Raw genomic sequence first — 24,376 nt, 5'->3', positions numbered from 1 at the left:
ATGCCATCGACCCATGCGCACGCTGACATGTGAGTCCTGCGGCCAGGCTGCAGGGCCAGGCCTTGCCCTGCAGGCTGATTTCCAGGCGGTGCTGACGCAGAACTACGCGCGGTTGCATCGCAGACTTGCGCGGCACCTGGGCTGCGACGACATCGCCACCGAGAGCCTGCACGAGGCCTGGCTGCGGCTGGCCGATGCGCGCCTCGTCGGCGGCGTGCAGAGCCCAATGGCCTACATCTACCGCGTGGCCTGCAATGCCGCCATGGACCGGCTGCGCGCGGAGCGCCCCTGGCAAAATGCAAGCGACGCCGAGGAGCAGTTCGCAAGCATGGCGGACCATTCGCCGGGGCCCGAACTGATCGCCGAGGCGCGTTCCGGTCTACGTGCTGTGGAGCGGGCGATGCAACGCTTGCCCCATCGGCACCAGGACATCCTGGTGGCGCTGCGGGTGCACGAACTGACGCGACACGAGGTGGCGGTGCGGCACGGGCTGTCGCTTCGGCGGGTGGACACCACGCTGCGCCAGGCCCTGGCGCTCCTGTGCCCGCTGGAGTCCGCGGGGCTCGCCGCGGACGGGCGGGCAGGGCCCACGCATTGACGGGGGCGACGCCTGCCTGACCGACCATAACGCCCACCCGATGGGGGCGCAGGGCTCCGGTGGCGAGCGCCGCTGCTCCAAGCTGCGCGGCTCTTCTTCACTACCGTCCGGCTGCGGAGCAGCTGAGACGACTCGAGAACAACTGCGAACGCAGTTCTCTGCTGTTCCGCATCTGACACGCTCAGCTCCCGCTGCAGGCCGCGGCATCACATATGCCTGCATTTCCATTCCCTCGACGGAAACCCATGGCCACCCCCCGACGCATGACGAAACCTCATGAGAGGGTCAGGACTTCTCGTTTGTGCGCCGATGTGCGAAATCGGAAACTGAAGCTCATCAGTCAACCGCCTCACACACATCCACGGAGCAGGGCATGCAGCAGTACCAACTTTTTATCGACAACGAGTGGCAGGCGCCCGATTCGAAGCAATGGTTCGACTCGCTCGATCCCTTCTCCGGCGAAGCCTGGGCACGTATTCCGGAAGGAAATGCACAGGACGTCGATCGCGCCGTGAAGGCCGCCAAGGCAGCCATGGAAGGCCCCTGGTCGAAGATGTCGGCGACGCAGCGCGGCATGCTCCTGCACAAGCTCGGCACGCTCATCGATGCCAACCTGGATGTGCTGACCGAGGCCGAGGCCCGCGACAACGGCAAGCTGCGCACGGAAGTGCGGGGCCAGGTGTCGTACATGGCGAAGTACTTCTACTACTACGGCGGCCTCGCGGACAAGATTCAGGGCGCCGTGATCCCGATCGACAAGCCGAAGGTGTTCAACTACACCCGCTACGAGCCGGTAGGTGTGGTCGGCACCATCACACCGTGGAATTCCTCGCTGCTCCTGACCGCATGGAAGCTCGCACCCGCATTGGCGGCCGGCAATGCGATCGTGGCGAAGCCGTCGGAACACACCTCGGTGTCGCTGCTCGAACTGGCGCGGCTGTTCGTCGAGGCCGGCTTCCCTCCGGGCGTGTTCAACGTCGTCACGGGCTTCGGCAAGGAGGTCGGCGAACCGCTGGTGGCGCATCCCGATGTCGCCTGTGTAGCGTTCACCGGCGGCGATGAGGGCGGGCGCCGCGTGAGCGTCGCGGCGGCGAAGCACCTCAAGCGCGTGACGCTGGAACTCGGTGGCAAGTCACCCAACATCGTGTTCGACGACGCCGACCTCACACGTGCGGCCAACGGCGTCATCACCGGTATCTTCTCGGCTGGCGGGCAGACCTGCATGGCGGGCTCACGCTTGCTGCTCCAGGAGAGCATCCACGACGAGTTCGTCGAGCGCCTGATCACGATCGCCTCGAAGGCCAAGCTGGGCGATCCTGCGCTGCCTGACATCCAGGTCGGCCCGGTGGCGACGCGGCCGCAGTTCGACAAGGTGGTGGAGTACATCGCGATCGCCAAGGGCGAGGGGGCAACATGCGCCTTCGGCGGCAATGTGCGCAGCGGACCCGGCTACGGTGCGGGCCAGTTCGTCGAGCCCACCATCTTCACGGGCGTGAACAACCGCATGCGCATCGCGCAGGAGGAGGTGTTCGGACCTGTTCTGTCCGTGCTCAAGTTCAAGGACGAGGAGGAGGCGATCGCCATCGGCAACGACATCCGTTTCGGCCTCGCCGCCGGCGTCTGGACCCAAAGCCTGCATCGTGCGATGCACATGTCGGAACACCTGAAGGCCGGCACCGTGTGGATCAACAACTATCGTTCCACCAGCTTCACCACGCCATTCGGCGGCTACAAGGACAGCGGCATGGGACGCGAGGGCGGGGTCGAGGCGGTCAAGGAATTCCTGGAGGTGAAGAGTGTCTGGATCTCGACGGATCTCGACATGCCGGATCCTTTCATCCGCAAGTACTGAAGGCACGACCTTGGTCACGAAGAGAAGTGCAAGAAGAAAGAGAGTGGAGACATGAAAGAAACTTCCCTGGCCGACGATCACTGCGACGTGCTCGTGGTCGGTTGCGGCATCTCCGGTCTCAGCGCTGCGGTTGCCGCGGCGGCCGCGGGTGCGTCGGTCGTGATTCTGGAGCGCGCGACGCCTGAGGAGTTCGGCGGCAACACACGGTGGACCGAGTCCTACTTCCGCATGAAGAGCGAGGACGAGGTCAGCGACGACTTCGAGGACCTGCTGGTCGCGAATGCCGGGCACCACATCGATCCGGCCATCGTGCAGCACGCGGCAGCCGCCTATGGCGACTGGCCCCCTTACGTCAAGGCGCACGGCATGGCGGATCCGGAACTCATCTCGACCCTCGCAGTGCAGGCCGGGCCCACGGTTCAATGGCTCAAGCGCCTCGGCGTGCGCTTCGCGGCGCTGCCGACCTATTTCGTGACGGCGGCCGCACCGCGGCTGATGCCGGTGGGCGGCGGTCTCGCGATGATCGAGGTGCTGCGCGACGAAGCCCTTCGCAGGGGCGTGTCGATCCGCTACGAAACCACGGCGCAGCACCTGCAGCGGATGCCTGAGCAGGGCGGGTTGAAGGTCGAGACGGTCGGGCCCGACGGCGGTGTACGCCACGTCTCGGCGCGTGCCGTGGTGCTGGGCACCGGAGGGTTCGAGGGCAACCCCGAAATGCTGACGCGCTACATCGGGCCGGAGGCCCGCTACCTGCGGCCCGTGGCGCGAGGCGGCTACTACAACAAGGGCGAAGGCATCCGCATGGCGCTCGATGCAGGGGGCGCGCCGGCCGGCGACTTCGGCTCCTACCATGCCGAACCCCTCGACCCTCGCTCGGCGCAGGTCGAGCCGCTGGTGATGAGCTTCTCCTACGGCTTGCTTGTCAACCGTAACGGCCATCGCTTCGTCGACGAGGCACCCGGTCCGGTGGACGTGCACTACGACCACATCTCGCGTGCCATCAAGGACCAGCCCGACGGCATCGCCTACATGGTCTACGACCAGCGCATCCATGACGTCCCGAACTGGAAGAAGGGCATCCGCACCGACCAGCCGCCGCTGGAGGCCGGTTCGCTGGCCGCGCTTGCGAGGCTCTGCGGCATTCACGAAGCGGGACTGCTGGCGACGGTGAGCGCGTTCAACGCCGCATGCCCGCAGGGCGCGTTCTCGCCGCTCGAGGTGGATGGCCTCGGAACGACGGGCATCGAGCCGGTGAAGTCGAACTGGTCGCGTCCGCTCGATAAGGGGCCGTTCTGTGCATACCCGGTCATGTCCGGCATCTGTTTCACTTTCGGCGGCGTCAAGACCAACCGCGACGGCCAGGTGATCGACAACGATGGACGAACCATTCCCGGCCTGTATGCGGCGGGGGAGGCTGCTGGCCTCTACCACCAGATCTACACCGGTGCCACGTCGGTGCTGAGAGGTGCCGTGTTCGGAAAACTCGCGGGCGAACACGCCGCCCGCCTCACCCGTGGCGCATAGCGCGCCCTTGCCAACCGCCGGTTCCCGCCAACGCCTCCGCTTCGAGGGCGCACGCGGCCGTACGTCGAAGAATCAACAGGAGACAGACATGCTTTCATTCATCTCGCGCGGCCTTGCGTTCATCGCTGCAGGCTGCGTTGCCGTGGCCAGTCTGGCGCAGGCCCCGGCATGGGTGCCGCCAGGCCCCATCAGGCTGGTGGTTCCCTACGCGCCCGGCGGGGGCACCGACGTGCTGGCCCGCCTCGTGGCCTCGCAGGTCGGCAGCGCACTGGGACAGCCCTTGATCGTGGAGAACCGGCCCGGGGTGAACGGCATCCTCGGCGCGAACTACGTGTACGGCGCGCAAGCGAACGGGACCACGCTGCTGTTCGCCGCCGCGGATTTCATCTCGGTGTCGCCGCACATCTACAAGAAGGCCGTCAAGTACGATCCCGACGGGTTCAAGCCCGTTGCGCTCGTCGCGAAGATGGGCTTCGTGATGGCGTCCAAGCCGTCGAACGAGACGCGGGACGTCGCCGACTTCGTCGCCAAGGCGAGAGGCAAGGAAGTGACCTATGCGCATTGGGGCCCGGGCAGCATGTCGCAGATGGGCATGGAACTGCTGCGGTCCAAGGCCGAAGGCGTCAAGGCGCTGCAGGTGCCGTACGCGGGCGCCGCACCGATGATGTCGGCCGTGATGTCCGGCGAGGTGGAGTACGGATTCGTCCCGACGCCGCTCGCGGTGGCGGGCCGCACCAAGCTGAAGCTGTATGCGCTGGGCTCGCCGGAGCGCTTTCCCGGACTGCCCGATGTGCCGACGTTGAAGGAACTCGGCTACGCCATCGATGCCGACACGTGGTTCGGGATTCTCGCGCCGCCCCAGACGCCGCCCGCGGTCATCGAGGCGCTCCAGGCGCAGATCGACAAGGTCGTGAAAGATCCGTCGGCGCGCACCCGCATGACGGAGATCGGCTACACCCCGTCGAACATCGAACCCCGTGAGTTCGGCGCCTTTGTGAAGAGCGAGAACACGCGCTGGGGAGCGGTGGTGAGAGCCGCGAACATCAAGGTGGAGGAGTAGGCGTTGCCGGGGTGGTGCCCGGCGTCTTGATCAAGAATGGCCGTCCGACCCAAGGAAGCTGATTTCCATGAAGCGAAAGATTCCCAGCACGGTGGCGCTGTCGTTGTTCGAGTCGGCGGCGCGCCACGAGAGCTTTGCACGCGCGGCCGCCGAGATGTTCCTGACCGAAAGTGCGGTCAGCCGGCAGATCGCGGTGCTGGAGTCGTTCCTGGGCGTCAAGCTTTTCAGCCGCGGCAAGAAGCAGGTGGTGTTGACCGACGCAGGGCGCCTCTACGCACGAAACATCCGCGGCAATCTGGACGAGATCGAGCTTCACACCAAGTCGCTGATGCAGCACAAGGGCGCCGGCGGGGTGCTGGAGCTGGCAGTGATTCCGACTTTTGCGAGCCGATGGCTGTTGCCCCGTCTGCACGACTTCATGAAGAAGCATCCGGGCATCACGGTGAACCTCTCGGAACGCGCCGAGCCTTTTACCTTCCGTGGCACCAACCTGGATGCGGCATTGCACTTCGACGATCCGGTCTGGGATGGTGTCGAGAAGATCCATTTGTTCGAGGAGGAGGTCGTGCCGGTCCTGAGCCCGAATCACTTCGACATCGCCAAGCTCAAGACGCCTTCCCGGATCGCCGCATTGCCGCTGCTGCACAAGCGCACGCGGCCCGAAGCATGGCAGCGCTGGTTCGAGGCGGCCGGCTCGCAGCAGGTCGTGCCACCACCGGCCATGAGTTTCGAGCTCTACGCGATGGTGATCGATGCGGCGCGTGCCGGACTTGGGGTCGGCATGGTGCCGCGCTTCTACGTGCAGGAGGATGTCGAGCGCGGCACGCTGGTCGTTCCCTTCGATATCAGCCTCAAGCACGAGAAGCGCTATTGCCTGGTCTATCCGGAACACAAGCGGGATTCCCCGCTCGTCCAGGCCTTCCGGCACTGGGTGATAGAGGCCGCCGCCGAATTCACTCTCAGGCCGGGAGTTGAAACGAAATCATGAAATACGGAGGCAGGATCCGCCCATTCAGCCTTCCGCCAGATGGCAGACCGCCTCGACGTTGTGGCCATCGGGCGCAATGACGAAGGCGGCGTAGTAGTGCGGGTGGTAGTGGGGGCGCAGCCCTGGCGCGCCATTGTCCTGGCCTCCGGCTTCGATCGCCGCGCGGTGAAACGCATCGACCTTGCTACGGCGTGCTGCCGTGAAAGCGAGATGCAACGGCGTCGGGCGATCAGGGCTCTCGTAGATCCAGAGCGATGGTTTGCCGTTCTTTCCGAGGCCCGCACCCTGCGGCCCCTTCATGGCGATGCCGACGCCCAGCGGTGCCAACGCATGGAGAAAGAAGGCCTCGCTGACTGCGATGTCGCTGGCACGAATACCGATGTGATCGAACATGAAGGCCTCTGCGAGGTTGTGAGGGTTTCGTCGTTTTAGCGGCACTCGCCAAGGCTTGCCTTGCGGCAGGTCAATAGATGCGGTGACCCGTGCCGACGGCAACGCCCCTGTCGCAGCCGTGCCGCCGCAGGAGATCCTCCCGACGGCCGTGCCTCTAGGCAACGCGATGCCGCGTCCCAAACAAGCGGCGCAGCGATTGCAGCAGATCGTCCACGCCCCGAAGTCTCGAACCCGCCAAAGCCTGGGCCGAGCACGAGGACCCGGCAAGGTCTTGCGGTGCCCGGGCAGGAAGGTCGCTTTAAGCTTCAGCGCATGACCTCGAACTTCCGACGCGCACTCGCCTTCGTCCTGACCGTCATCGTTCTGCTCGGCGCCTGGACCACCTCCTTCGACGTGCCGGCGCGCGAAAGCCTGGACGCGGGCATGAAGCGCGCGCTCATCGCCTTCGCGGCGGCACGCACGCTCGGCGCCGTGATCTCCGTGGCGCAGGGCACGCAGGTGGACATCAAGCCCGGTGGCGTGGGTGTCGGCACCACGCCAGGCCAGGTGCTGCAGCCGCTGAACCAGTTGGTCGATCACTTCGCGACGGCGATGCTGGCGGCGAGCGTGGCCTTCGGTGTTCAGCTGGTGCTGCTCGACTTCGGCAGCAGCCATGCCGTGGCCGCTCTGCTGAGCATCGCGACCGTCGGCTGGTTGGTGCTCACATGTCTGAAAGGCGGGCGCCATGCGCGCTGGCTGCAGCCGGTGCTGGTGCTGCTTCTGCTGGCCCGCTTCGCCGTGCCCCTGACCGCCGTCGCCAACGAAGCCCTGTACGAGCGGTACATGAAGGGCAAGCACGACAAGGCGTTGACGCTGGTCGAGCGCACGCCGCAGGAAGTGGCGTCGGCCACGCTGCCCGTGCCGTCGAAGGAGACGATCCGAGAACGTTTCGAGCGCTGGTGGAATGGCCTGCCGGACCTCAAGGCCGGCTATCAGGTGCTGCTGGATTCCGCGAGCACATGGGCCGACAGGATCGTCGACCTGATGGTCGTGTTCCTGGTCCAGACCCTGATCGTGCCGGTGGGCATGCTGTGGCTGATGTGGCGGGCGGCGCGGCTGGCGACGGCGTCGCAGGGAGGCAGCGATCGGACCGCTGCATAGCAGCGCCCGGCGGCATCCCGATCTCGCCCGCGCAACGCGGCATCAGCCTTCCTCTTCGTACCAGCGGTCCTTCCCCAGCATCACCCGGTGATGCCCCTGGCCGGCCGGCATCATCGGAAAGCAGTTCTCTTGCGCGGCCACCTGCACGTCGAGGAAGAAGGGGCCGTCGTGGGCCATGCATTCGGCCAGCGCCGCGTCGAGCTCGGCCGGATCGGCGACGCGCCGCGCGCCCCAGCCGAAGGCGCGCGCCAGCGCCACGAAATCAGGCAGCGCCTCGTTCCAGCTGTGGCTCAGCCGGTTGCCGTGGTTGAGTTCCTGCCACTGGCGCACCATGCCCATGTAGCCGTTGTTCGACAGCACCAGCTTGACCGGCGCGCGGTGCTGCATCGCGGTCGACAGCTCCTGGATGTTCATCAGCACCGACGCGTCGCCGCTCACGCACACCGCCAGCGCGTCCGGGTGCGCGATCTGCGCGCCGATGATCGCCGGCAGGCCGTAGCCCATGGTGCCGGCGCCGCCCGAAGTGAGCCAGCGGCGCGGGCGGTCGAAGCGCAGGTACTGCGCGGCCCACATCTGGTGCTGGCCGACGTCGGTCGAGACGATCGCATCGCGCCCGCCGACGGCCTGCTGTAGCGAGCGCATGAGCTGCTGCGGCAGGATCACGTCGGTGCGCGGCGCGAAGTCCAGGCAGCGCTTCGCACGCCAGCGCTCGACGCGCTGCCACCAGGGTGCGAGCCGTTCGGCCGGCAGGTCCTGCAGTGCGGGCAGGATCCGCAGTGCCTCGAGCACGGCGGCGCAGTCGCCGACCATCGCCACGTCGACCTTGACGACCTTGTTGATGCTGGCGGGGTCGATGTCGATGTGGATCTTGCGTGCGTGCGGGCAGAACTCGTCGAGCTTGCCGGTCACGCGGTCGTCGAAGCGCGCGCCGACGCAGACCACGAGGTCGGCGTCGTGCATCGTCAGGTTGGCTTCCAGCGTGCCGTGCATGCCCAGCATGCCGACGAAGCGCGGGTCGGACGCGGGGAACGCGCCCAGGCCCATCAGCGTCAAGGTGCAGGGCGCGTTGAGTTGGCGCACCAGCTGCGTGAAGGCCTCGCAGGCCGCGGGTCCGGAGTTGATCAGGCCGCCGCCGCCGTAGAACACCGGCCGGCGCGCGCTGGCGAGCAGGTCGGCCGCGCGCTGCAGGCTGCCGTGCGGCGGTGCCGAAGGGGCCGTGCGTGGCAGACGGCGCGGCATGGATGCCGGCCCGCCGCCGCGCAGGCGCGCGGACTGCACGTCCTTGGGCACGTCGAGCAGCACCGGGCCGGGCCGGCCGCCGGTCGCGATCGCGAAGGCACGGCGCACCGCGGCCGGGATGGCGTCGGCTTCGCGCGGCTGGAAGTTCCACTTGGTCACCGGCCGGGTCATGCCCAGCGCGTCGCTTTCCTGGAAGGCATCGGTGCCGATCGAGGCCGTCGCGACCTGCCCGCTGATGCACAGCACCGGCACCGAATCGCTCATCGCATCGAGCAGGCCGCTGATGGTGTTGGCCACGCCCGGGCCCGAGGTGACGAGCACCACGCCCACGCGGCCGGTGGTGCGGGCGTAGCCCTCGGCCGCATGCACGGCCGCCTGCTCGTGGCGCACCAGCACGTGGCGCAGACGCGGCTCGCCGTGCAGCGCGTCGTAGAGCGGCAGCGCAGCGCCTCCGGGATAGCCGAAGATCGTGTCGACACCGCATTCGATCAGCGTGGCCAGCAGGGCTTGCGCGCCGTTGCGTACGGGTTCCGGTTCGGCCGCAGAAGGCCTGTGGGGCAGGGCGGTCGCATCGCGTTCGAGGGCTGTGGTGTTCATCCCTCGATTCTTCGGGTTTTGACGCAGAATGTGCTTCTTGTTTTCGCCTTTTGGAGCGTGCAACTTGAAGAATCAACGTTCAAAAGAGAAATCCTCCGAAGGATCTTTCGACAAGATCGATATGGCCATCCTGCGCATCCTGCTGCAGGACTCGCGCCGCACGCTGCAGGAGATCGGCACCGAGGTCGGCCTGTCGGCCACCAGTTGCTGGAGCCGGATCAAGCGGCTGGAGAGCGAGGGCGTGATCAAGCGCTACACCATCGACGTCGACCCGGGCAGCCTGGGGTACCACGACTCGGTGATCGTGCAGGTCACGCTCGAGAGCCACACCGACGAGATGCTCTACGAATTCGGCCGGGTGCTGGCCACCATCCCCGAGATCCAGGAGGCCTACCTGGTCTCGGGCGACTACGACTACTACGTGCGCATCGCCGTGCGCGACACGCGCGACTATGAGCGGCTGCTGCGCGAGAAGCTCTACAAGATCCCCGGCATCCGCCACAGCAAATCGAGCTTCGTGCTGCGCGTGCTCAAGGAGGCGACGGTGCCGCTGGCGGGGCTGTGAACCGGCGGGTGCGCGCGCACCCCTACAATGAGAGTTATTCTCATTTGATCCACTCCCTGCGTCGTCCCGCATGCGTGCCGCCTCCCTCCTGCCGCCCGTTTCCTCCGTCGGCGACGCGCAGGTCCCGGTGTCGGTGGCCGGTCTCTACGGCGAGCACCAGAGTTGGCTGCAGTCGTGGCTGCGGCGCCAGCTGGGCTGCGCGCACCAGGCGGCCGACCTGTCGCAGGACACCTTCGAGCAGGTGCTGCGCGCCGAGGCCGACCGGTTGCGCGAGCTGCGGGAGCCGCGCGCCTTCCTCACGGTCATCGCCAAGCGCGTGCTGTTCAACTTCTGGCGCCGGCGCGATCTCGAGCAGGCCTACCTCGAGGCGCTGGCCACGGTGGCGGACGAACTCATGCCTTCGGCCGAGGAGTGCGCGGCGGTGCTGCAGGCGCTCGAACGCGTCGACGCGCTGCTGCAGGGCCTGCCGGTGCGCACGCGGCAGGTGTTCCTGCTCAACCAGCTCGAGGACAAGAGCTACCGCGAGATCGCCGACGAACTGGGCATGCCGGTGATCAGCGTGCGGCGCGCCATGGCCAGGGCGATCGCGGCCTGCTGCCGGCCCGGCTGAGCGCCGCGCCACCTTCGCATGGCCGGCAAAGCCTCGCCCCTGGACATCGCCATCGACTGGATGGTGCTGCTGCGCTCGGGCGAATCGACGGCCGACGACAGCGCGCGCCACCGCGCCTGGCACGAGGCCGACCCGCGCCATGCCGAGGCCTGGGCCCAGGTCAACGGCATGGTCCAGCGCTCGGTCATGCCGCTGCGCGACAGCGGCGCGCGCCAGGGCCCGGCGATGCAGGCCGCGCTGCTGCGCCGGCCGCGCCGCCGCGTGCTGCGCGACGTGGTCGCGCTCGCGGGCATCGGCATCGCGACCGGCTGGCTGCTCAGGGAACAGGCGCCGGTGCGCGCCCTGCTGGCCGACCTGCGCACCGGCACCGGCGAACGCCGCACGGTCATGCTGCCCGACGGCAGCCAGCTGACCATGAACGCCCGGTCTGCGGTGGACCTGGCCTTCTCGGCCGGCGCGCGCGTGCTGCGTCTGCGCGAGGGCGAGATCATCGTCAGCGTGTCGCCGGACCGTGCCCGGCCCTTCGAGGTGCAGGGCGCCCACGGCAGCGTGCGGGCGCTGGGCACGCGCTTCCTGGTGCGGCAGGGCGAGGCGCGGACGCTCGCGATGGTGCTGGAGCACAGCGTGCGCGTGCGCACGCGGCAGGGCGAGGAACGCACTTTGCAGGCCGGCGAGTCGGCGCTGTTCGACGACGCATCCATCGGCGCGACCGAAGCCGGCCGGACCGGCCTCGCGAGCTGGGAGGGCGGCATGCTGGTCGCCGACGACCAGTCGCTGGGCGAGGTCGTCGACGCGCTGCGGCCCTACCGCCGCGACGGCTTCCTGCGCATTTCGGACGCGGCCGCCCGGCTGCGCGTGCTGGGCGCCTTCCCGCTCGACCAGCCCGAGCGCGCGATCGAATCGCTGGCGCAGACGCTGCCGATCCGCGTCACGCGCTACGGCCAGTGGCTGCTCGTGATCGACATCCAGGCCGGCGCGACGCACTGAGGGCCGGCGTCTGTCGGCTCTTTTTCTTTGCGCCAGGTGATCACTTTTTGCGGGCTCGCTGCACAAGGCATCGAGAACCTGCATTCAACGAACACCTGGGAAACGTCTCATGGCCTTTTCATCGCGCCCTTTCGCGTCCTTCGCTTTCGCCCCTGCCGCGTTGGCCGTCGCCGTCGCCTGCCTGCCCTTCGGCGCGCAGGCCCAGGCCGTCCGTGCCTGGGACCTTCCGGCCGGCCCGCTGGGCGCCACGCTGCTGAACATCGCGCAGCAGAGCGGCCAGCCGATCGCGGTGTCGCCCGAGCTGGTGCGCGGGCGTTCGGCGCCGGCCGTGCAGGGCCAGCTCACGACCGAGCAGGCCGCGCTGGCGGCGCTCGCCGGCCAGCCGCTGCAGCTGCTGCGCACGCCGAACGGCACGCTGACGGTGCGCGAGCACGCGAGCCCGGCCGCGGCGTCGGCCGGCGCCACGACCGTCTCGGCCCAGACCCTGTCGCAGGTCACCGTCACGGCCGACGCCGAGCGTGAAAGCCCGCGCGGCCCGCTGGCCGGCTACGTGGCCCGGCGCAGCGCGAGCGGCAGCAAGACCGACACCGCGCTGCTCGAGACGCCACAGGCGATCAACATCGTCACGCGCGACCAGATGAAGGACCAGGGCGCGCGCACCGTGGCCGAGGCGCTGCGCTACACCGCCGGCGTGGTGGCCGAGCCCAACGGCTTCGACGTGCGCTACGACTGGAACTACATCCGCGGCTACGACACCTTCGGCATGCAGTGGCTCGACGGCCTCGCGCTGCCCGGCGATCCCCTCAACTACGCGGTGCCGCGCATCAGCGCCTACGCGCTTGAGCGCATCGAGGTGATCAAGGGCCCGGCCTCGGTGCTCTACGGCAAGGCCGTGCCCGGCGGCATGCTCAACCAGGTGTCGAAGCGTCCGCTGCCGGTGGCGCAGCGCGAGGTGCAGGTGTCGACCACGAACTTCGGCGGCGCCGAAGTCGCGGCCGACCTCACGGGCCCGCTGGATGCCGATGGCCAGTGGCTCTACCGGCTGGTCGCGCTCCAGCGCGAGGCGCATACGCAGGTCGACCTGGAACGCGACCGTCAGACGCTGATCGCGCCCAGCCTCACCTGGCGGCCCTCGGCCGACACCTCGCTCACGCTGCAGGCCTACTACCAGAAGGACGATCCGCTCATGAGCGCACGCTTCTACCCGGTGCAGGGCACGCTGCGGCGCAACCCCGCGGGCCAGATCCCGCGCAGCGTCTACCTGGGCGAGCCCTCGACCGACAGCTTCCACCGGGACTACCGGTCGATCGGCTACGCCTTCGAGCATCGCTTCGACGACACCTGGTCGGTGCGCCAGAACCTGCGCTACGGCCATGCGAAGCAGGACATGTTCCTGGTGCGCGCGCATCCGTTCAATGCGCTGCAGGCCGATGGCCAGACCCTCAACCGCGTGTCGGCCATCTCGGACGACGATGTGCGCTCCTTCTCGGTCGACAACCAGATCGAGGCGCGCCTGCGCACCGGCGCCGCGACCCACACGCTGCTGGCCGGCGTCGACCATGTGCGCGGCAAGCTCTCGTACAACTTCGCCAACAGCGCGGTGGGTGTGCCCACGCTGAACATCTTCCGCCCGGTGTACGGGCAGGCCGTGCTGCGGCCCACGGCCTTCACCAACTCGAGCGCGCAGGACGTGACGCAGACCGGCCTCTACCTGCAGGACCAGGTCCGGCTCGGGCGCTTCATCGCGACCCTGGGCCTGCGGCACGACCAGTCGAAGCTCGAGACCACGAACCGCATCGGCACCCCGCTCACGGTCGTCACCGACGATGCCGCGAGCACGGGCCGCTTCGGCATCACCTACGTGTTCGACAACGGCCTCGCGCCGTACGCCAACTATTCCACCTCCTTCCTGCCGACCGCAGGCGTCGACCGGCTCGGCACCCCGTTCCGGCCGCAGAAGGGGGCGCAGATCGAGGCGGGCCTGAAGTACGAGCCCACCGCGGGCTGGGGCTTCGTCACCACCTCGGTCTACCAGAACGACCTGCAGAACGGCCGCACGCCCGATCCGGTGAACAGCAGCTTCTCGGTGCAGACCGGCGAGCAGCGTGTGCGCGGGCTCGAGCTCGAGGCCAAGGCGGAGCTGTCGAAGCAGCTCAGCGTGATCGGCGCTTACGCGTACACCGATTCCAAGGTCACGCGCAGCAACAACGCCGTGGCGCTGGGCCGCAACATGCTGCAGGTGCCGCGCCACCAGGCCTCGGCCTGGATCCAGTACCGCTTCGCGAGCGTGGCCGGCCTCGAGGCCGGCATGGGCGGCCGCTACATGTCGGCATACGACACGGCCGCGGCCTACCTGCCCGAGCTGCGCATCCCCTCGCTGTTCCTCTGGGACCTGGGCGCCTCCTACGACCTCGGCGCGCTGGGCTCGCGCTACAAGGGCGCGAAGCTGCGGCTGACGGCGGCCAACGTGTCCGACAAGCGCTATGTGTCGCACTGCCTCATGACGGTGGGCTCGCCCTGCAACTACGGCGCGCGCCGCACGGTGACGGCGACGCTGTCGTACGCCTGGTAGGCGGGTCGCGCGCCATGTCGCAGCAGATCCTGGCCGTGCTGTGCACGGTCGCCGGGGCGAGTGGCCTCTGTCTCGCATCGCCGCAGCAGCGGCTGCTCGGTGCCGTGCCGCACGCGCGGCGCTGGCGCATCGCGTGTGCGCTGCTGCTGCTCGCGGGCTTCGTGGGCTGGTCGCTCGCCCTGCAGCCGGTGGCGGGCTTCTTTGCGGCGCTCACCGTGATGATGGGCACCTGGGTGGCGCTGCCCTACCTGGCGGCATGGTGGGAGGTGCGCAGATGACGCGGGCTGAACGCCGGCCGCGCACGCGTGCCGAGTGGCTGTGGCAGAGCGCAGCGGGCACGGTGCTCGGCTTCACGCTGGCCATCGCGCTCTCGGGGCTGTTCGCCTGGCTCGGCCCAGGCGGGCTCGCGCCGCTCAACAAGTACCAGTTCAACATGTGGATGGTGCCGCCGCTGTGGCTCGGCGTGCTGAGCGCGGTCTTCCTGTTCCCCTCGGGCGCCGCAGCCTGGGGCTGGCTCGGTGCCGCCAACCTGCTGACCTTCGGCGCGCTGCTCGCCGTGCAACGCCTCGGGAGCTGAAGACGCATGCGCGCCGACACGCTCCGGACCTACAAGACCGTCCACACCTGGACCGGCATCGTGGCCGGCCTGCTGCTGTTCATCGCGTTCTATGCGGGCGCGCTGACGATGTTCAAGACACCGCTCGCGCGCTGGACGGCTGCGCCCATCGCACCCGCCTCGGTGACCCATGCCGACGCCGATGCCCTGATGGCGCGCACGCTGGCCGAACGTCCGGAAGCGCGTGCCGACTTCACGCTGCAGCTGGGCGACGGACGCCATGCGCCGCATCGCCTGCGCTGGCAGCCGCGCGGCGCGGACGTGGCGCGCGAGGCCACGCTCGCGCCCGACGGCACATTGGTCGTCGGCGCGCCCCATGCGGCGGACCTGGCCGACTTCATCGACGAGGTGCACCGCACCGCGGGCCTGCCGATCGGGCGCGAGGCGGGCACGGTCGTGATGGGCGTGGTGAGCGCGCTGTACTTCCTGGCTCTCGTGTCCGGCGTGGTCCTGCTGTGGCCCACGCTGGTCAAGGATCTGTTCGCATTGCGCGTGGGCCCCAACCTCAAGCGGATGTGGCTCGATGCGCACAACGTGATCGGCCTGCTGAGCCTGCCCTTCCATGTCGTCATGGCGCTGAGCGCCGTGGTGTTCGGCCTGCACGACGTGATCTACGACGCACAGAAGGCCGTGGTCTACGAAGGCCGCTTCGAGCAGATGTGGGAAGCCAGCGGACCGTTCGCCGCGGCGCAGCCCGACCCGGCGCCCGCACCGCTGTTGCCCCTGCAGGCGCTGGTGGCGCGGGTGCAGGCGCATACGCCCGGCTTTGTGCCGCACACCCTGCGCATCCGTGGCGCGGGCACGGCCGGCGCGGTGGCCTGGATCACCGGCGACCAGCCCTGCTGCATGCAGCGCTCGGCCCAGGGCTCGCTGCTGCTCGTGCGTCCGGTCGACGGTGCGCTGCTGCACGGCGAGTACGCGCCCGGCCACCGCTCGGGCTGGATGGCGAGCGTGTCGACCTTCTTCTCGCTGCACTTCGGCTCCTACGGCGGCGCGTCCGTGCGCTGGGGCTATTTCTTCCTGGGCCGGGCGGGGGCCTTCCTCTTCTATTCGGGCAACCTGCTCTGGATCGAATCACGCCGCAAGGCCGCGCGACGCGGCGCGGCGCCGGTGGTGCAGAGCCGCGCCACCGCGCGCATGGCGGCCGGCACGGTGGGCGTGTGCCTGGGCTGCGTGGCGGGCCTGTCGTTGAGCATCGTCGCGAGCAAATGGCTGCAGGGCCATGTGGCGAACCTCGACGTCTGGCACCGCGGCGTGTACCACGCGACCTTCCTGGCCAGCATCGGCTGGGCCTTCTGGCGCGGTGGCGCGCGCGCGTCGGTGACGCTGCTGTGGTTCGCCGCCGCGGCGGCCTGGGCGCTGCCGGCCACGACCCTGGCCGGCCTGCTGCTGCCGGCCGCGGCGGGTTGGGTGCCCGCGGCCACCGGGCCGCTGGGCGTCGATGCGGTGGCGCTTTGCGGTGGTCTCGGTCTTGCGGCCATGGCACGGGTGGCCGCACGACGCGTGCGGCACGGCGCGGTGGACAGCGTCTGGCGTGCTGCCTAGGAAGTCTTGGCCGCGATGCACTCGACCTCGATGCGCGCATTGAACGCGAGCGCCGTCGCGCCGAAGGCACTGCGCGCGGGGTAGCGGCCCGCGGTGAAGTAGGTCTGGTAGACCGCGTTGAACGCCGACCACTCCGACATGTCGGCCAGCATGGCCGTGCACTTGACGACGTCGCCCATCGTGTAGCCGTGGGCCTCGAGCGAGGTCTTGATGTTGTCCATGACCTGCTTCGACTCGGGCGTGATGCCACCCGGTGCGAGCTTGAGCCCGCCGGGCAGGTTGCCGATCTGGCCCGACAGGTAGAGCGTGGGGCCGACCTTCACCGCTTCCGAGAACGGCAGCGTGGCGGGCAGGACCTTGCCCGAGTTCAGGTAGGTGGGGGCGGTGGTGCAGGCAGCGGTCGACAGGGCCAGGCAGGTGATGGCGGCGAGAGAGAGGGTGCGGTTGCGCATGGAGAGGTCCTTGAATGATGGGGAGGGTGCGACTCAGGGCGTGCCGATGGCCGCCAGGAATTTCTCGATGTCTCCGAGGTCGTTGAAGACCGAGGGCGAGATGCGCGCGTGGTTGGCGCGCAAGGTGATCTCGATCTTTGCCGGTGCCAGGCGCGTGGAGAGCTGCGCCGCGTTCGCATAGGCGAAGGTGACGATCGGCGCGCGGGTCTCGGGCGGCGTCACGACCTGGAAGCCCTTGCCGCGCAGGCCGGCCTGCAGCGCATCGAGCATGGGTTGCTTGTACTGCTGGATCTTCTCCACGCCGACGCTGCGGATCCAGTCGATCGACGCGGCGCACGCCACTTCCACCGCCGTTGCCGGGAAGGAACCGCTGAAGTAGCCCGAGACCGACTCGATCTGCACGCTTTCGTAGGGCACGCTGCCCGGCGGATCGAGCGGGTAGACGTGCAGGATCGGCGCCGCGAAGTTGCGTGTCTGCCGGTAGCCGTACCAGGGCCGCTGCAGCCGCGGCAGCAGGTCCTTGCGCACGTACAAAAAGGCGAAGCCGAAGTCGCCCATCAGCCACTTGTAGGTGCCGCAGGCCGCGAAGTCGACGCCCATGGCCTTGACGTCGACCGGTATCGCGCCCGCGGACTGGATCAGGTCGACATAGACCAGCGCGCCGCGCGAATGCGCGAGATCGCAGACGGCCTTCACATCGTGCGTGAAGCCGTTGTAGAGCGAGACATGCGAGATCGCGACCAGTCGGGTGCCCGGGACGATCGCCTGGTCCAGGTCGGCGAGCGAGATCCGGTAGCCGGCGTCCATCTTCACCGTCACCACGTCGACGCCGCGGGCCTTGTACTGCTCGTACATGTAGAACGAGCCCACGAAATGCAACGCGTCCGTCACCACCCGACCGCCTTTCTCCGGCAGGCCCAGTGCCTGGGTGACCAGGTATTCGCCCATCGAAGTGCTGGGCACGTAGGCGATCTCGTCGGCATCGGCGTTGATCAGCGCGGCGAACTTGGCCGCGGCCGTCGCGTTGGTGCCGTTGAGTCCGAGCTTGCCCTTGGCGTAGTCCGTCGAGGCGTCGACGGCGAGCTGGCTCCAGGGATGGTCGGCCGCCGAGTTGAGAAAGATCCGGTCGGCCACGCCCGGGAACAGTGCCTTGGCGGGCAGCGTTCCGGCGGCGGGTGCCGGGTCGTTGGTGCCGGCCGAGGCCGTCGGCAGGAAGGAGCCGCCGGAGCCGCCGCCGCAGCCGGCGAGTTGCGCGCCGAAAGCCGTGGCGACCGAAGCACCGCCCAATGATTTGAGCCAGTTCCGGCGGGAGCTCGGACGCGGTGCGAGACCGCTGGGATCGAGGAGGGAGTTCATTTTCAATGAGGTGTTGAGTGGTTCACAAAATGTTGAAAAATGGTGCGAAGTCGGCCCCGGGGTGCAGCACCACGCGCCATGCCGGGGCGTCCGGTCTGCGCTTGGCCGCTGCGCCGTGCCGCCGGCGACGCGGTTGCAAGTCCTGTGCCGATTTCAACAACAAATCTAGTATTCAACAATTTGTTGAAATCAAACTCAGGGTTTGTGCGATAACTGGAGCCCTATGTCCGTCAAGAAGCCCGTTCCCCGTTCCCCCGCACCCGTCCGGCCTCGTGTGCCCCGCACGGCGGCGCCGACGTCCGCGCCCGCTGTGAACGCGCGGCTCGCCGCCGAGCGGCGCCAGGTGCTGGACGTGCTGCGACCGATCGTGACGATGATGCAGAGCATCCTCGGGCCCAACGTCGAACTGGCATTGCACGACCTGACGCAGCCGGAGCGCTCGGTGCTCGCGATCGCCAATGGGCATGTCTCGGGGCGCCAGGTGGGGAGCTCGATCCTGAGCGGCCCGAAGGAAGACCGGGCCTTCGCCGTGGCATGGAACGCCACGTTGGACCGGAGCCAGCGCGGCCATTCGGTCGTGACCGATTACCCCACGGCCTCGCCCGGCGGCACGCCGCTGAAGTCGGCGACCGTCGTCTACCGCGACACCGAGGGCACGCCGTTCGCGGCGCTCTGCATGAATGCCGATCTCTCGGTGCTGAAGCTCGCGCATGCCTGGCTCGAGCAGGCGCTCGTGGGCAAGCCGAGTGTCGCGGCGCCGGCGGTGACATCGGCCGAGGCGCCGGAGATGGACGTGCTGATGGACGACATCATCCGCTCGGCGATCCGCACGCTGGGCAAGCCCGTGCGGCTGATGAACAAGCAGGAGAAGGTCGCGGCTGTGGAGCAGATGATGCGGCGCGGCCTGTTCATCGTGAAGGGCAGCGTGGGCAGCGCGGCGAGCGCGTTGGGCGTGTCGCGCTTCTCCATCTACAACTACCTCGACGAGATCCGCGGCCGCGACGAGCCTGCGCCGGGCTGAGCGCGGCGCGCTTCCGCGGCTCCGCGGTCGCCGGCTCAAAGGCCCTTCGGCCGCCCCATGTCCGGCTGCGCGCAGTCGCACACGCCCTGCGGGAAGATCCGCGCGAGCCAGGCCTTCTCCTCGGCGCTGAACGGATCGGCCGCGCCGCCCGTGCTTCGGGCGTAGGTGCCGTCGGCCAGCGCCGTGGCGCTCGTCGCGGCCTGCAGGATCCTAAGGAGAGCGTGCCACGCCGAACAGTCAGATCACCGGGCAATGGCTGGCAGATGAACGGGCGTCGACGGTCGCCGGACACGGGCTCGTCGCGAGAGTGACAGGAGGGGCAGCGATCTAGCGTAAACCACTATCAACGGTGTTTCCGACTGACAGGACAACTGTCTACACTTTCATCGACTGGCCGCAAGCGCACTCTGCAGAGGAACTTCGGCCTGTCGGTGTCGAACACGTCCGGCGTGATGAGCGGCCTTGTGAAAGGCCGGTCGAGGTCATCCGAAGAGGCGCGCGCATCGCAGTTTCCATCTATCCACAGAAGGAGCGAGACAAGATGTTTTTCCACCTCAGTCAGGAAGCGGGCGACGTCCCGGTGCGCAGCCGGCGCGGCGTGCTCGGCGGTTCGGCGCTGGTGCTGGCGGCCGGTCTGCTGGCCGGCGCTGCCGTTCATGCACAGGACAAGCCGGTGAAGATCGGCGTGACCACGCCCATCCAGCTGCAGGTGGGCCGCGACACGCAGGACGCCATCAAGATCGCGATGGACGAGATCAATGCCAAGGGCGGCGTGCGCGGGCGCAAGCTCGAGATGACGGTGGCCGACGAGACCGAGAACCCCGAGGCCGGCATCAACGCGATCAAGAAGCTCACGGCCGACGAAAAGGTCGACGTGCTGATCGGCGGCTACACCAGCGGCGTGACGCTGGCCCAGTTGCCGCACATCACCGCGGCCAAGACCATCTACCTGGGCGTGGGCGCGGCATCGCCGGCCATCACGGCCGCGGTCAAGAAGGACTACGAGCGCAACAAGTACATCTTCCGCACCGGCCCGATCAATGCCGCGCACCAGGCGCGCGGCCTGGTCGACTTCATCTCGGGCCTGGTGATCGGCGAGCTCGGATTGAAGAAGATCGCGATCGTGGGCGAGAACGCCAAGTGGGTGCAGGACCTCGTGCCCATCCTCAAGAAGGGCGCGGTCGACGTCGGCGCCGACGTGCGCATTACCGAGCTGTTCGATGCCAGCACCTCCGACTTCTCGCCGCTGCTGTCGAAGGTCAAGAGCAGCGAGGCGCAGTTCCTGATCGTGATCCTCTCGCACGGCTCGAGCGACACCTTCGCCAAGCAATGGCACGACGCGCGCTTCCCCATCCCCTACGGTGGCATCGACGTCAAGAGCATGGACGGCGACTTCTTCGACCGCGTGGGCGGCAAGTCGATCAGCCAGATCGCGGCCAACTTCGCGGTGCGCGCGCCGCTGTCGGTGAAGACCGTTCCCTTCTTCGACGAGTTCAAGAAGCGCACCGGCCGCGTACCGGTCTACACCGCCTACGGTGCCTACGACTCGGTCTATGCCTACGTGGCGGCGGTCGAGCGGGCCAACGGTTTCGACACCGACGCGATCATCAAGGGCCTCGAGAAGACTTCGATGCCCGGCGTCGCGGGCAAGCTGGAGTTCGACGACTCGCACGACGTCAAGGCCGGCGGCGAGTTCAACAACCTGCTGTTCGCGCAGTGGCAGGAGAAGGGCACCCGCGCCGTGGTGTGGCCCAAGGCGTTGCGCACCGGGCCGGTGATCGCGCCGCCCTGGCTGGCCAAGAAGTAGGCAGCGAGCGACGCGGACTGCAGCTTCGGCCGCGTCCGCGCGATGCGCCCCGCGCCGCGGGAGCGCTTCTTCTCGCAGACCCGAGACCCGATCACCCCGTCGCGCCCCACCGTGGGTGCGGCCCTGGAGACGCACGTGGCAGAGATCCTCATCTTCGGCACCATCACCGGCTCGATCTACGCGATGCTGGCCGTGGGCTTCACGCTGATCTTCGGCGTGGCGCGCATCCTCAACCTGGCGCACGGCTCCTTCTATGCGCTGGGGGCCTACGGCGCCTACACGTTGACTTCGGTGGTCGGCCTGCCGCTGTGGCTGGCCGCGATCCTGTCGGTGCTGTTCGTGGCGGCCTTCGGCATGCTGGTCGAGCGGGTGCTGATCCGGCCCATGCGCGCCTCGCAGATCGCGGTGCTGATGATGTCGCTGGCCATCGCACTGGTGGTGGAGCAGGCGCTGTTCCTGATCTTCGGCTCCGAGTACCGCAACGTGCCGGCGTTCTCGGACGTCAAGTTCACCATCGCCGGTGCCGACGTGGCGGGCCAGCGCCTGCTCGCGCTGGCGGTCGGCGTGGTCGCGATCGTCGCGGTCTACGTGTTCATCCGCACCACGCGGCTGGGCAGCGCGATCCTCGCGATCTCGCAGGACCCCGAGGCCGCACAGTACATGGGCATCCCCAGCGACCGCATCTTCTCGGTTGTGATGGGCATCTCGGCCGCGCTCGCGGGGCTGGCCGGCGTGATGGCCGGACCCTTCCTGTCGGTCAACCCCTCGATGCACCTGCTGCCGCTGGTCAAGGCCTTCGCGATCGTGGTGCTGGGCGGGCTGGGCTCGATCCCCGGCAGCATCGTCGCGGCCTTCATGCTGGGCTATGCCGAGACCATCGTGAGCTACACGGTCTCGACCGCCTGGACCGAGATCCTCTCGGTGCTCGTGACGCTGGTGGTGCTGGTGGTCCGGCCGGCCGGCCTGTTCGGCCGCCGCGCGGCCTTCTGATCGGAGCGACGCGATGATCCAACGCTTCAACAAGATCGACCTGGTGGCCGCCGTGGGGGTGTTTGCCGTGTTCGTCGGCCTGCCGATGGTGGTCAGCAGCAGCTACCTGATCGGCGTGCTCACCGTGGCTGCCATCTACGGCATCTGGGCCGTGAGCTGGGACTTCATGTCGGGCCTGACCGGGCGCGAGAACTTCGGCCATTCGCTGTTCATCGGCGTGGGCGCCTACGCGGCCGGCTTCCTCAACACCAGCCTGGGCCTCGGGCCCTGGTGGGGCCTGCCCGCGGGCATGGCGGTGGCGGTGGTTTTCTCGCTGATCATGGGCTTCCCGACGCTGCGGCTCAAGGGCCCTTACTTCGCGCTCGCGATGCTGTCGGGCGCGGTGATCATGCAGCGGCTGATGCTGATCTTCTGGGAGCACACGGGCGGCGAGGAGGGCATCCAGGGCATCGAGCCGCTGATGGCGAACCCGCTGCACTTCTACTGGTTCGTGGTCGCGGTGCTGGCTGCCACGACCGCGCTGCTGACCTGGGTCGCGCATTCGAACTGGGGACTGATCCTGCGCGCGATCCGCGGCGACGAGGCGACCTGCATGGCCGCCGGCATCAACGTCACCTTCTACAAGATCGCATCGCTGGCCATCAGCGCGGCCTTCGCCGGGTTGGGCGGGGCGCTGTATGCGCATTACCAGCTGCAGGTCAGCCCGCAGCTGTTCGCGGTCGTGACCTCGGTCACGATCATCACCATGGTCTACGTGGGCGGCATGACCACCATCTACGGTGCGGTCGGCGGCGCGCTGCTGCTCACGCTCATGACCGAGCTGCTGCGCGACTTCGGCGAGTGGCGCCTGATGGTCTACAGCGTGGTGCTGATCCTGATCCTGTTCTTCCTGCCCAAGGGCCTGGTGGCGCCGGCGTGGCAGTGGCTGCGGGCCCGTCTCTCGGGCGTGCCCGTCGTGACGCCGCCGAACGGCGATGACAAGGCTGCCGCAGACAAGCTGAAAGGACGGGTGTCGGCATGACATTGCTCAGCGTGCGCAACCTCGACAAGCGCTTCGGTGGCCTGCATGCCGTCAAGGGCGTGACCCTCGACATCGAGAAGGGAGAGATCGTCGGCATCCTTGGCCCCAACGGCGCGGGCAAGACCACCCTCTACAACCTGCTGACGGGCTTCATCCCGGCCGACGGCGGCGAGATCCGGTTCCATGGCCAGTCGATCCGCGGCATGAAGCCCTACCGCATCGTGGGCCTGGGCATCGCGCGCACCTTCCAGCTGTGCCGGCCCTTCGTCGGCATGTCGGTGCTCGAGAACGTATTGGTCGGCAGCCTGGGCCCGCGCGTGCCGGCCGGCGACCGCGAGGCGCGCGCGCGCCGGCTGCTGGCCGATGCGGGGCTGGCGGCCAAGGCGGATTACCCGTCGGAGCAGCTGTCGTACGGCGACCTGCGCCGGCTCGAGATCGCGCGCGCACTGGCCACCGAGCCCGACCTGCTGCTGCTCGACGAACCTTTCGCGGGACTAGGCTCGGGCGAGATCGAGGAGGTGTCGGCGCTGATCCGCCAGCTGCACCGCGAGAAGGGCCTGACCATCATCCTGATCGAGCACAAGCTGCGCGAATTCATGAAGCTGGTCTCGCGCGTGGTGGCCATCGACTTCGGCGAAGTCATCGGCATCGGATCACCCGAGGAGATCGTCAAGAACCCCCGCGTGATCGAGGCTTACATCGGGCGTCAGGAGGCTGCACATGCTGCTTGAGATCGAACACCTGCAGGCTTTCTACGGCAAGGCCATGGCGCTGGAGGACATCAGCCTGGGCGTCGCGCGCGGCGAACTGGTCGCGGTGCTGGGGCCCAACGGCGCGGGCAAGACCACGCTGCTCAAGGCGATCTCGCGCACCGTGCCCTCGCGCGGCAAGCTCGACTTCGACGGCAACTCGCTGCACGACCTGCCCGCGCATGCGGTGGTGGGCCGGGGGGTCTGCCATTGCCCCGAAGGGCGGCGGCTGTTCGGCGAACTTACGGTCCGCAAGAACCTGATGCTGGGCGCGTACCTGCGCAACGACCGCGACGCGATCGAGCGCGACCACCAATGGGTGCTCAAGCTCTTTCCCGTGCTGCACGAGCGCGGCAGCCAGATCGTGAGCACCATGTCGGGCGGTCAGCAGCAGATGGTCGCGATCGGCCGCGCGCTGATGGGCGCACCCCAGTTGCTGCTGCTCGACGAGCCGTCGGTGGGCATCGCGCACAAGCTCAAGATCGAGATCTTCGAAGCCATCTGCGCGATCCGCGACCGCGGCGTCGCGATTCTCATGGCCGAGCAGGATGCGCTGTCGGCGCTGCGCGTGGCCGACCGCGTCTACGTGCTGGAGCACGGCAAGGTGGCGCAGAGCGGCACCTCGGCGGAGCTGGCGGCCGACAACCGCATCCAGCAGATCTACCTGGGCGTCGAGTAGAAAGGCCGCGGCAGC

23 protein-coding genes are annotated in these 24,376 nt (G+C 68.3%); 19 read left to right on the top strand and 4 right to left on the bottom strand.

All coding sequences use genetic code 11. The features are described 5' to 3' along the window. Positions 1-13: 13 nt before the first annotated feature. The 5 genes from ACSFBC_RS27410 to ACSFBC_RS27390 all read left to right on the top strand — a co-directional run bounded on the left by ACSFBC_RS27410 (position 14) and on the right by ACSFBC_RS27390 (position 6,022). Entirely contained in the window at positions 14-598 is a 585-nt protein-coding gene (locus ACSFBC_RS27410) for an RNA polymerase sigma factor (RefSeq protein ID WP_435513491.1), read from the top strand. A 373-nt stretch (positions 599-971) separates the two neighbouring features. After that, positions 972-2,450, top strand: coding sequence for an aldehyde dehydrogenase (locus tag ACSFBC_RS27405; protein ID WP_435513490.1), 1,479 nt, complete (start codon positions 972-974; stop codon positions 2,448-2,450). Positions 2,451-2,501: 51 nt separating this feature from the next. Further along, entirely contained in the window at positions 2,502-3,974 is a 1,473-nt protein-coding gene (locus tag ACSFBC_RS27400) for an FAD-dependent oxidoreductase (RefSeq protein WP_435513489.1), read from the top strand. Between the two features lie 88 nt (positions 3,975-4,062). Next, positions 4,063-5,034, top strand: a complete 972-nt coding sequence (locus ACSFBC_RS27395) for a Bug family tripartite tricarboxylate transporter substrate binding protein (RefSeq protein ID WP_435513488.1) — start codon at positions 4,063-4,065, stop codon at positions 5,032-5,034. A 91-nt stretch (positions 5,035-5,125) separates the two neighbouring features. Next, a complete protein-coding gene (locus ACSFBC_RS27390) occupies positions 5,126-6,022 on the top strand; it encodes a LysR family transcriptional regulator (protein WP_435513487.1) in 897 nt (298 codons plus the stop codon). A 24-nt stretch (positions 6,023-6,046) separates the two neighbouring features. On the opposite strand, the gene ACSFBC_RS27385 is transcribed toward ACSFBC_RS27390, so the two are convergent. Next, positions 6,047-6,415 carry a VOC family protein gene (locus ACSFBC_RS27385; protein ID WP_435513486.1) on the bottom strand — a complete coding sequence of 123 codons (369 nt, stop codon included), beginning with the start codon at positions 6,413-6,415 and terminating at the stop codon, positions 6,047-6,049. 312 nt (positions 6,416-6,727) lie between these two features. Here ACSFBC_RS27385 and ACSFBC_RS27380 point away from each other — a divergent pair, with 312 nt between their 5' ends. Further along, a complete protein-coding gene (locus ACSFBC_RS27380) occupies positions 6,728-7,555 on the top strand; it encodes a hypothetical protein (protein ID WP_435513485.1) in 828 nt (275 codons plus the stop codon). 42 nt (positions 7,556-7,597) lie between these two features. Here the strand turns inward: ACSFBC_RS27380 and ilvB are convergent, their stop codons facing one another. Then, positions 7,598-9,391: a biosynthetic-type acetolactate synthase large subunit gene (gene ilvB, locus ACSFBC_RS27375; RefSeq protein WP_435513484.1), complete on the bottom strand. Its 1,794-nt coding sequence runs from the start codon at positions 9,389-9,391 to the stop codon at positions 7,598-7,600. Positions 9,392-9,512: 121 nt separating this feature from the next. Between ilvB and ACSFBC_RS27370 the strand changes: the two genes are divergently transcribed. From ACSFBC_RS27370 to ACSFBC_RS27340, 7 genes are all read left to right on the top strand, one after another. Next, positions 9,513-9,956, top strand: a complete 444-nt coding sequence (locus ACSFBC_RS27370; protein WP_183025354.1) for an Lrp/AsnC family transcriptional regulator — start codon at positions 9,513-9,515, stop codon at positions 9,954-9,956. Between the two features lie 70 nt (positions 9,957-10,026). Continuing rightward, positions 10,027-10,566 carry a sigma-70 family RNA polymerase sigma factor gene (locus ACSFBC_RS27365; protein ID WP_435513483.1) on the top strand — a complete coding sequence of 180 codons (540 nt, stop codon included), beginning with the start codon at positions 10,027-10,029 and terminating at the stop codon, positions 10,564-10,566. A gap of 18 nt (positions 10,567-10,584) precedes the next feature. Then, positions 10,585-11,553 carry a FecR family protein gene (locus ACSFBC_RS27360; protein WP_435513482.1) on the top strand — a complete coding sequence of 323 codons (969 nt, stop codon included), beginning with the start codon at positions 10,585-10,587 and terminating at the stop codon, positions 11,551-11,553. 109 nt (positions 11,554-11,662) lie between these two features. Continuing rightward, entirely contained in the window at positions 11,663-14,125 is a 2,463-nt protein-coding gene (locus tag ACSFBC_RS27355; protein ID WP_435513481.1) for a TonB-dependent siderophore receptor, read from the top strand. Positions 14,126-14,139: 14 nt separating this feature from the next. Beyond that, complete coding sequence (locus tag ACSFBC_RS27350; RefSeq protein ID WP_435513480.1) at positions 14,140-14,403, top strand: hypothetical protein; 264 nt, start codon at positions 14,140-14,142, stop codon at positions 14,401-14,403. Beyond that, positions 14,400-14,702: a hypothetical protein gene (locus ACSFBC_RS27345; protein WP_435513479.1), complete on the top strand. Its 303-nt coding sequence runs from the start codon at positions 14,400-14,402 to the stop codon at positions 14,700-14,702. The genes ACSFBC_RS27350 and ACSFBC_RS27345 overlap by 4 nt, the downstream gene beginning before the upstream one ends. Before the next feature lie 6 nt (positions 14,703-14,708). Next, positions 14,709-16,286, top strand: coding sequence for a PepSY-associated TM helix domain-containing protein (locus ACSFBC_RS27340; RefSeq protein ID WP_435513478.1), 1,578 nt, complete (start codon positions 14,709-14,711; stop codon positions 16,284-16,286). Here the strand turns inward: ACSFBC_RS27340 and ACSFBC_RS27335 are convergent. After that, on the bottom strand, positions 16,283-16,738 hold the full coding sequence (locus ACSFBC_RS27335; protein WP_435513477.1) for a RidA family protein: 456 nt from the start codon (positions 16,736-16,738) through the stop codon (positions 16,283-16,285). The genes ACSFBC_RS27340 and ACSFBC_RS27335 overlap by 4 nt on opposite strands. Before the next feature lie 33 nt (positions 16,739-16,771). After that, complete coding sequence (locus ACSFBC_RS27330) at positions 16,772-18,094, bottom strand: aminotransferase class V-fold PLP-dependent enzyme (RefSeq protein ID WP_435513476.1); 1,323 nt, start codon at positions 18,092-18,094, stop codon at positions 16,772-16,774. A 310-nt stretch (positions 18,095-18,404) separates the two neighbouring features. Between ACSFBC_RS27330 and ACSFBC_RS27325 the strand changes: the two genes are divergently transcribed. From ACSFBC_RS27325 to ACSFBC_RS27300, 6 genes are all read left to right on the top strand, one after another. Next, positions 18,405-19,115 carry a helix-turn-helix transcriptional regulator gene (locus ACSFBC_RS27325; RefSeq protein WP_435513475.1) on the top strand — a complete coding sequence of 237 codons (711 nt, stop codon included), beginning with the start codon at positions 18,405-18,407 and terminating at the stop codon, positions 19,113-19,115. Between the two features lie 541 nt (positions 19,116-19,656). Further along, positions 19,657-20,922: an ABC transporter substrate-binding protein gene (locus tag ACSFBC_RS27320; RefSeq protein ID WP_435513474.1), complete on the top strand. Its 1,266-nt coding sequence runs from the start codon at positions 19,657-19,659 to the stop codon at positions 20,920-20,922. Positions 20,923-21,057: 135 nt separating this feature from the next. Next, a complete protein-coding gene (locus ACSFBC_RS27315; RefSeq protein WP_435513473.1) occupies positions 21,058-21,912 on the top strand; it encodes a branched-chain amino acid ABC transporter permease in 855 nt (284 codons plus the stop codon). A 13-nt stretch (positions 21,913-21,925) separates the two neighbouring features. Further along, positions 21,926-22,933, top strand: coding sequence for a branched-chain amino acid ABC transporter permease (locus tag ACSFBC_RS27310; RefSeq protein ID WP_435513472.1), 1,008 nt, complete (start codon positions 21,926-21,928; stop codon positions 22,931-22,933). Beyond that, positions 22,930-23,664, top strand: a complete 735-nt coding sequence (locus ACSFBC_RS27305) for an ABC transporter ATP-binding protein (protein WP_435513471.1) — start codon at positions 22,930-22,932, stop codon at positions 23,662-23,664. Before ACSFBC_RS27310 ends, ACSFBC_RS27305 begins: the two co-directional genes overlap by 4 nt. Continuing rightward, complete coding sequence (locus ACSFBC_RS27300) at positions 23,654-24,361, top strand: ABC transporter ATP-binding protein (protein WP_435513470.1); 708 nt, start codon at positions 23,654-23,656, stop codon at positions 24,359-24,361. Before ACSFBC_RS27305 ends, ACSFBC_RS27300 begins: the two co-directional genes overlap by 11 nt. Positions 24,362-24,376 lie beyond the last annotated feature (15 nt).

Origin of the sequence: Variovorax frigidus, assembly GCF_051216515.1 — a bacterium.
GTDB lineage: Bacteria > Pseudomonadota > Gammaproteobacteria > Burkholderiales > Burkholderiaceae_C > Variovorax.
Note: the sequence above shows the minus strand (reverse complement) of the source record. Positions and strands in the feature narration are given on the sequence as shown.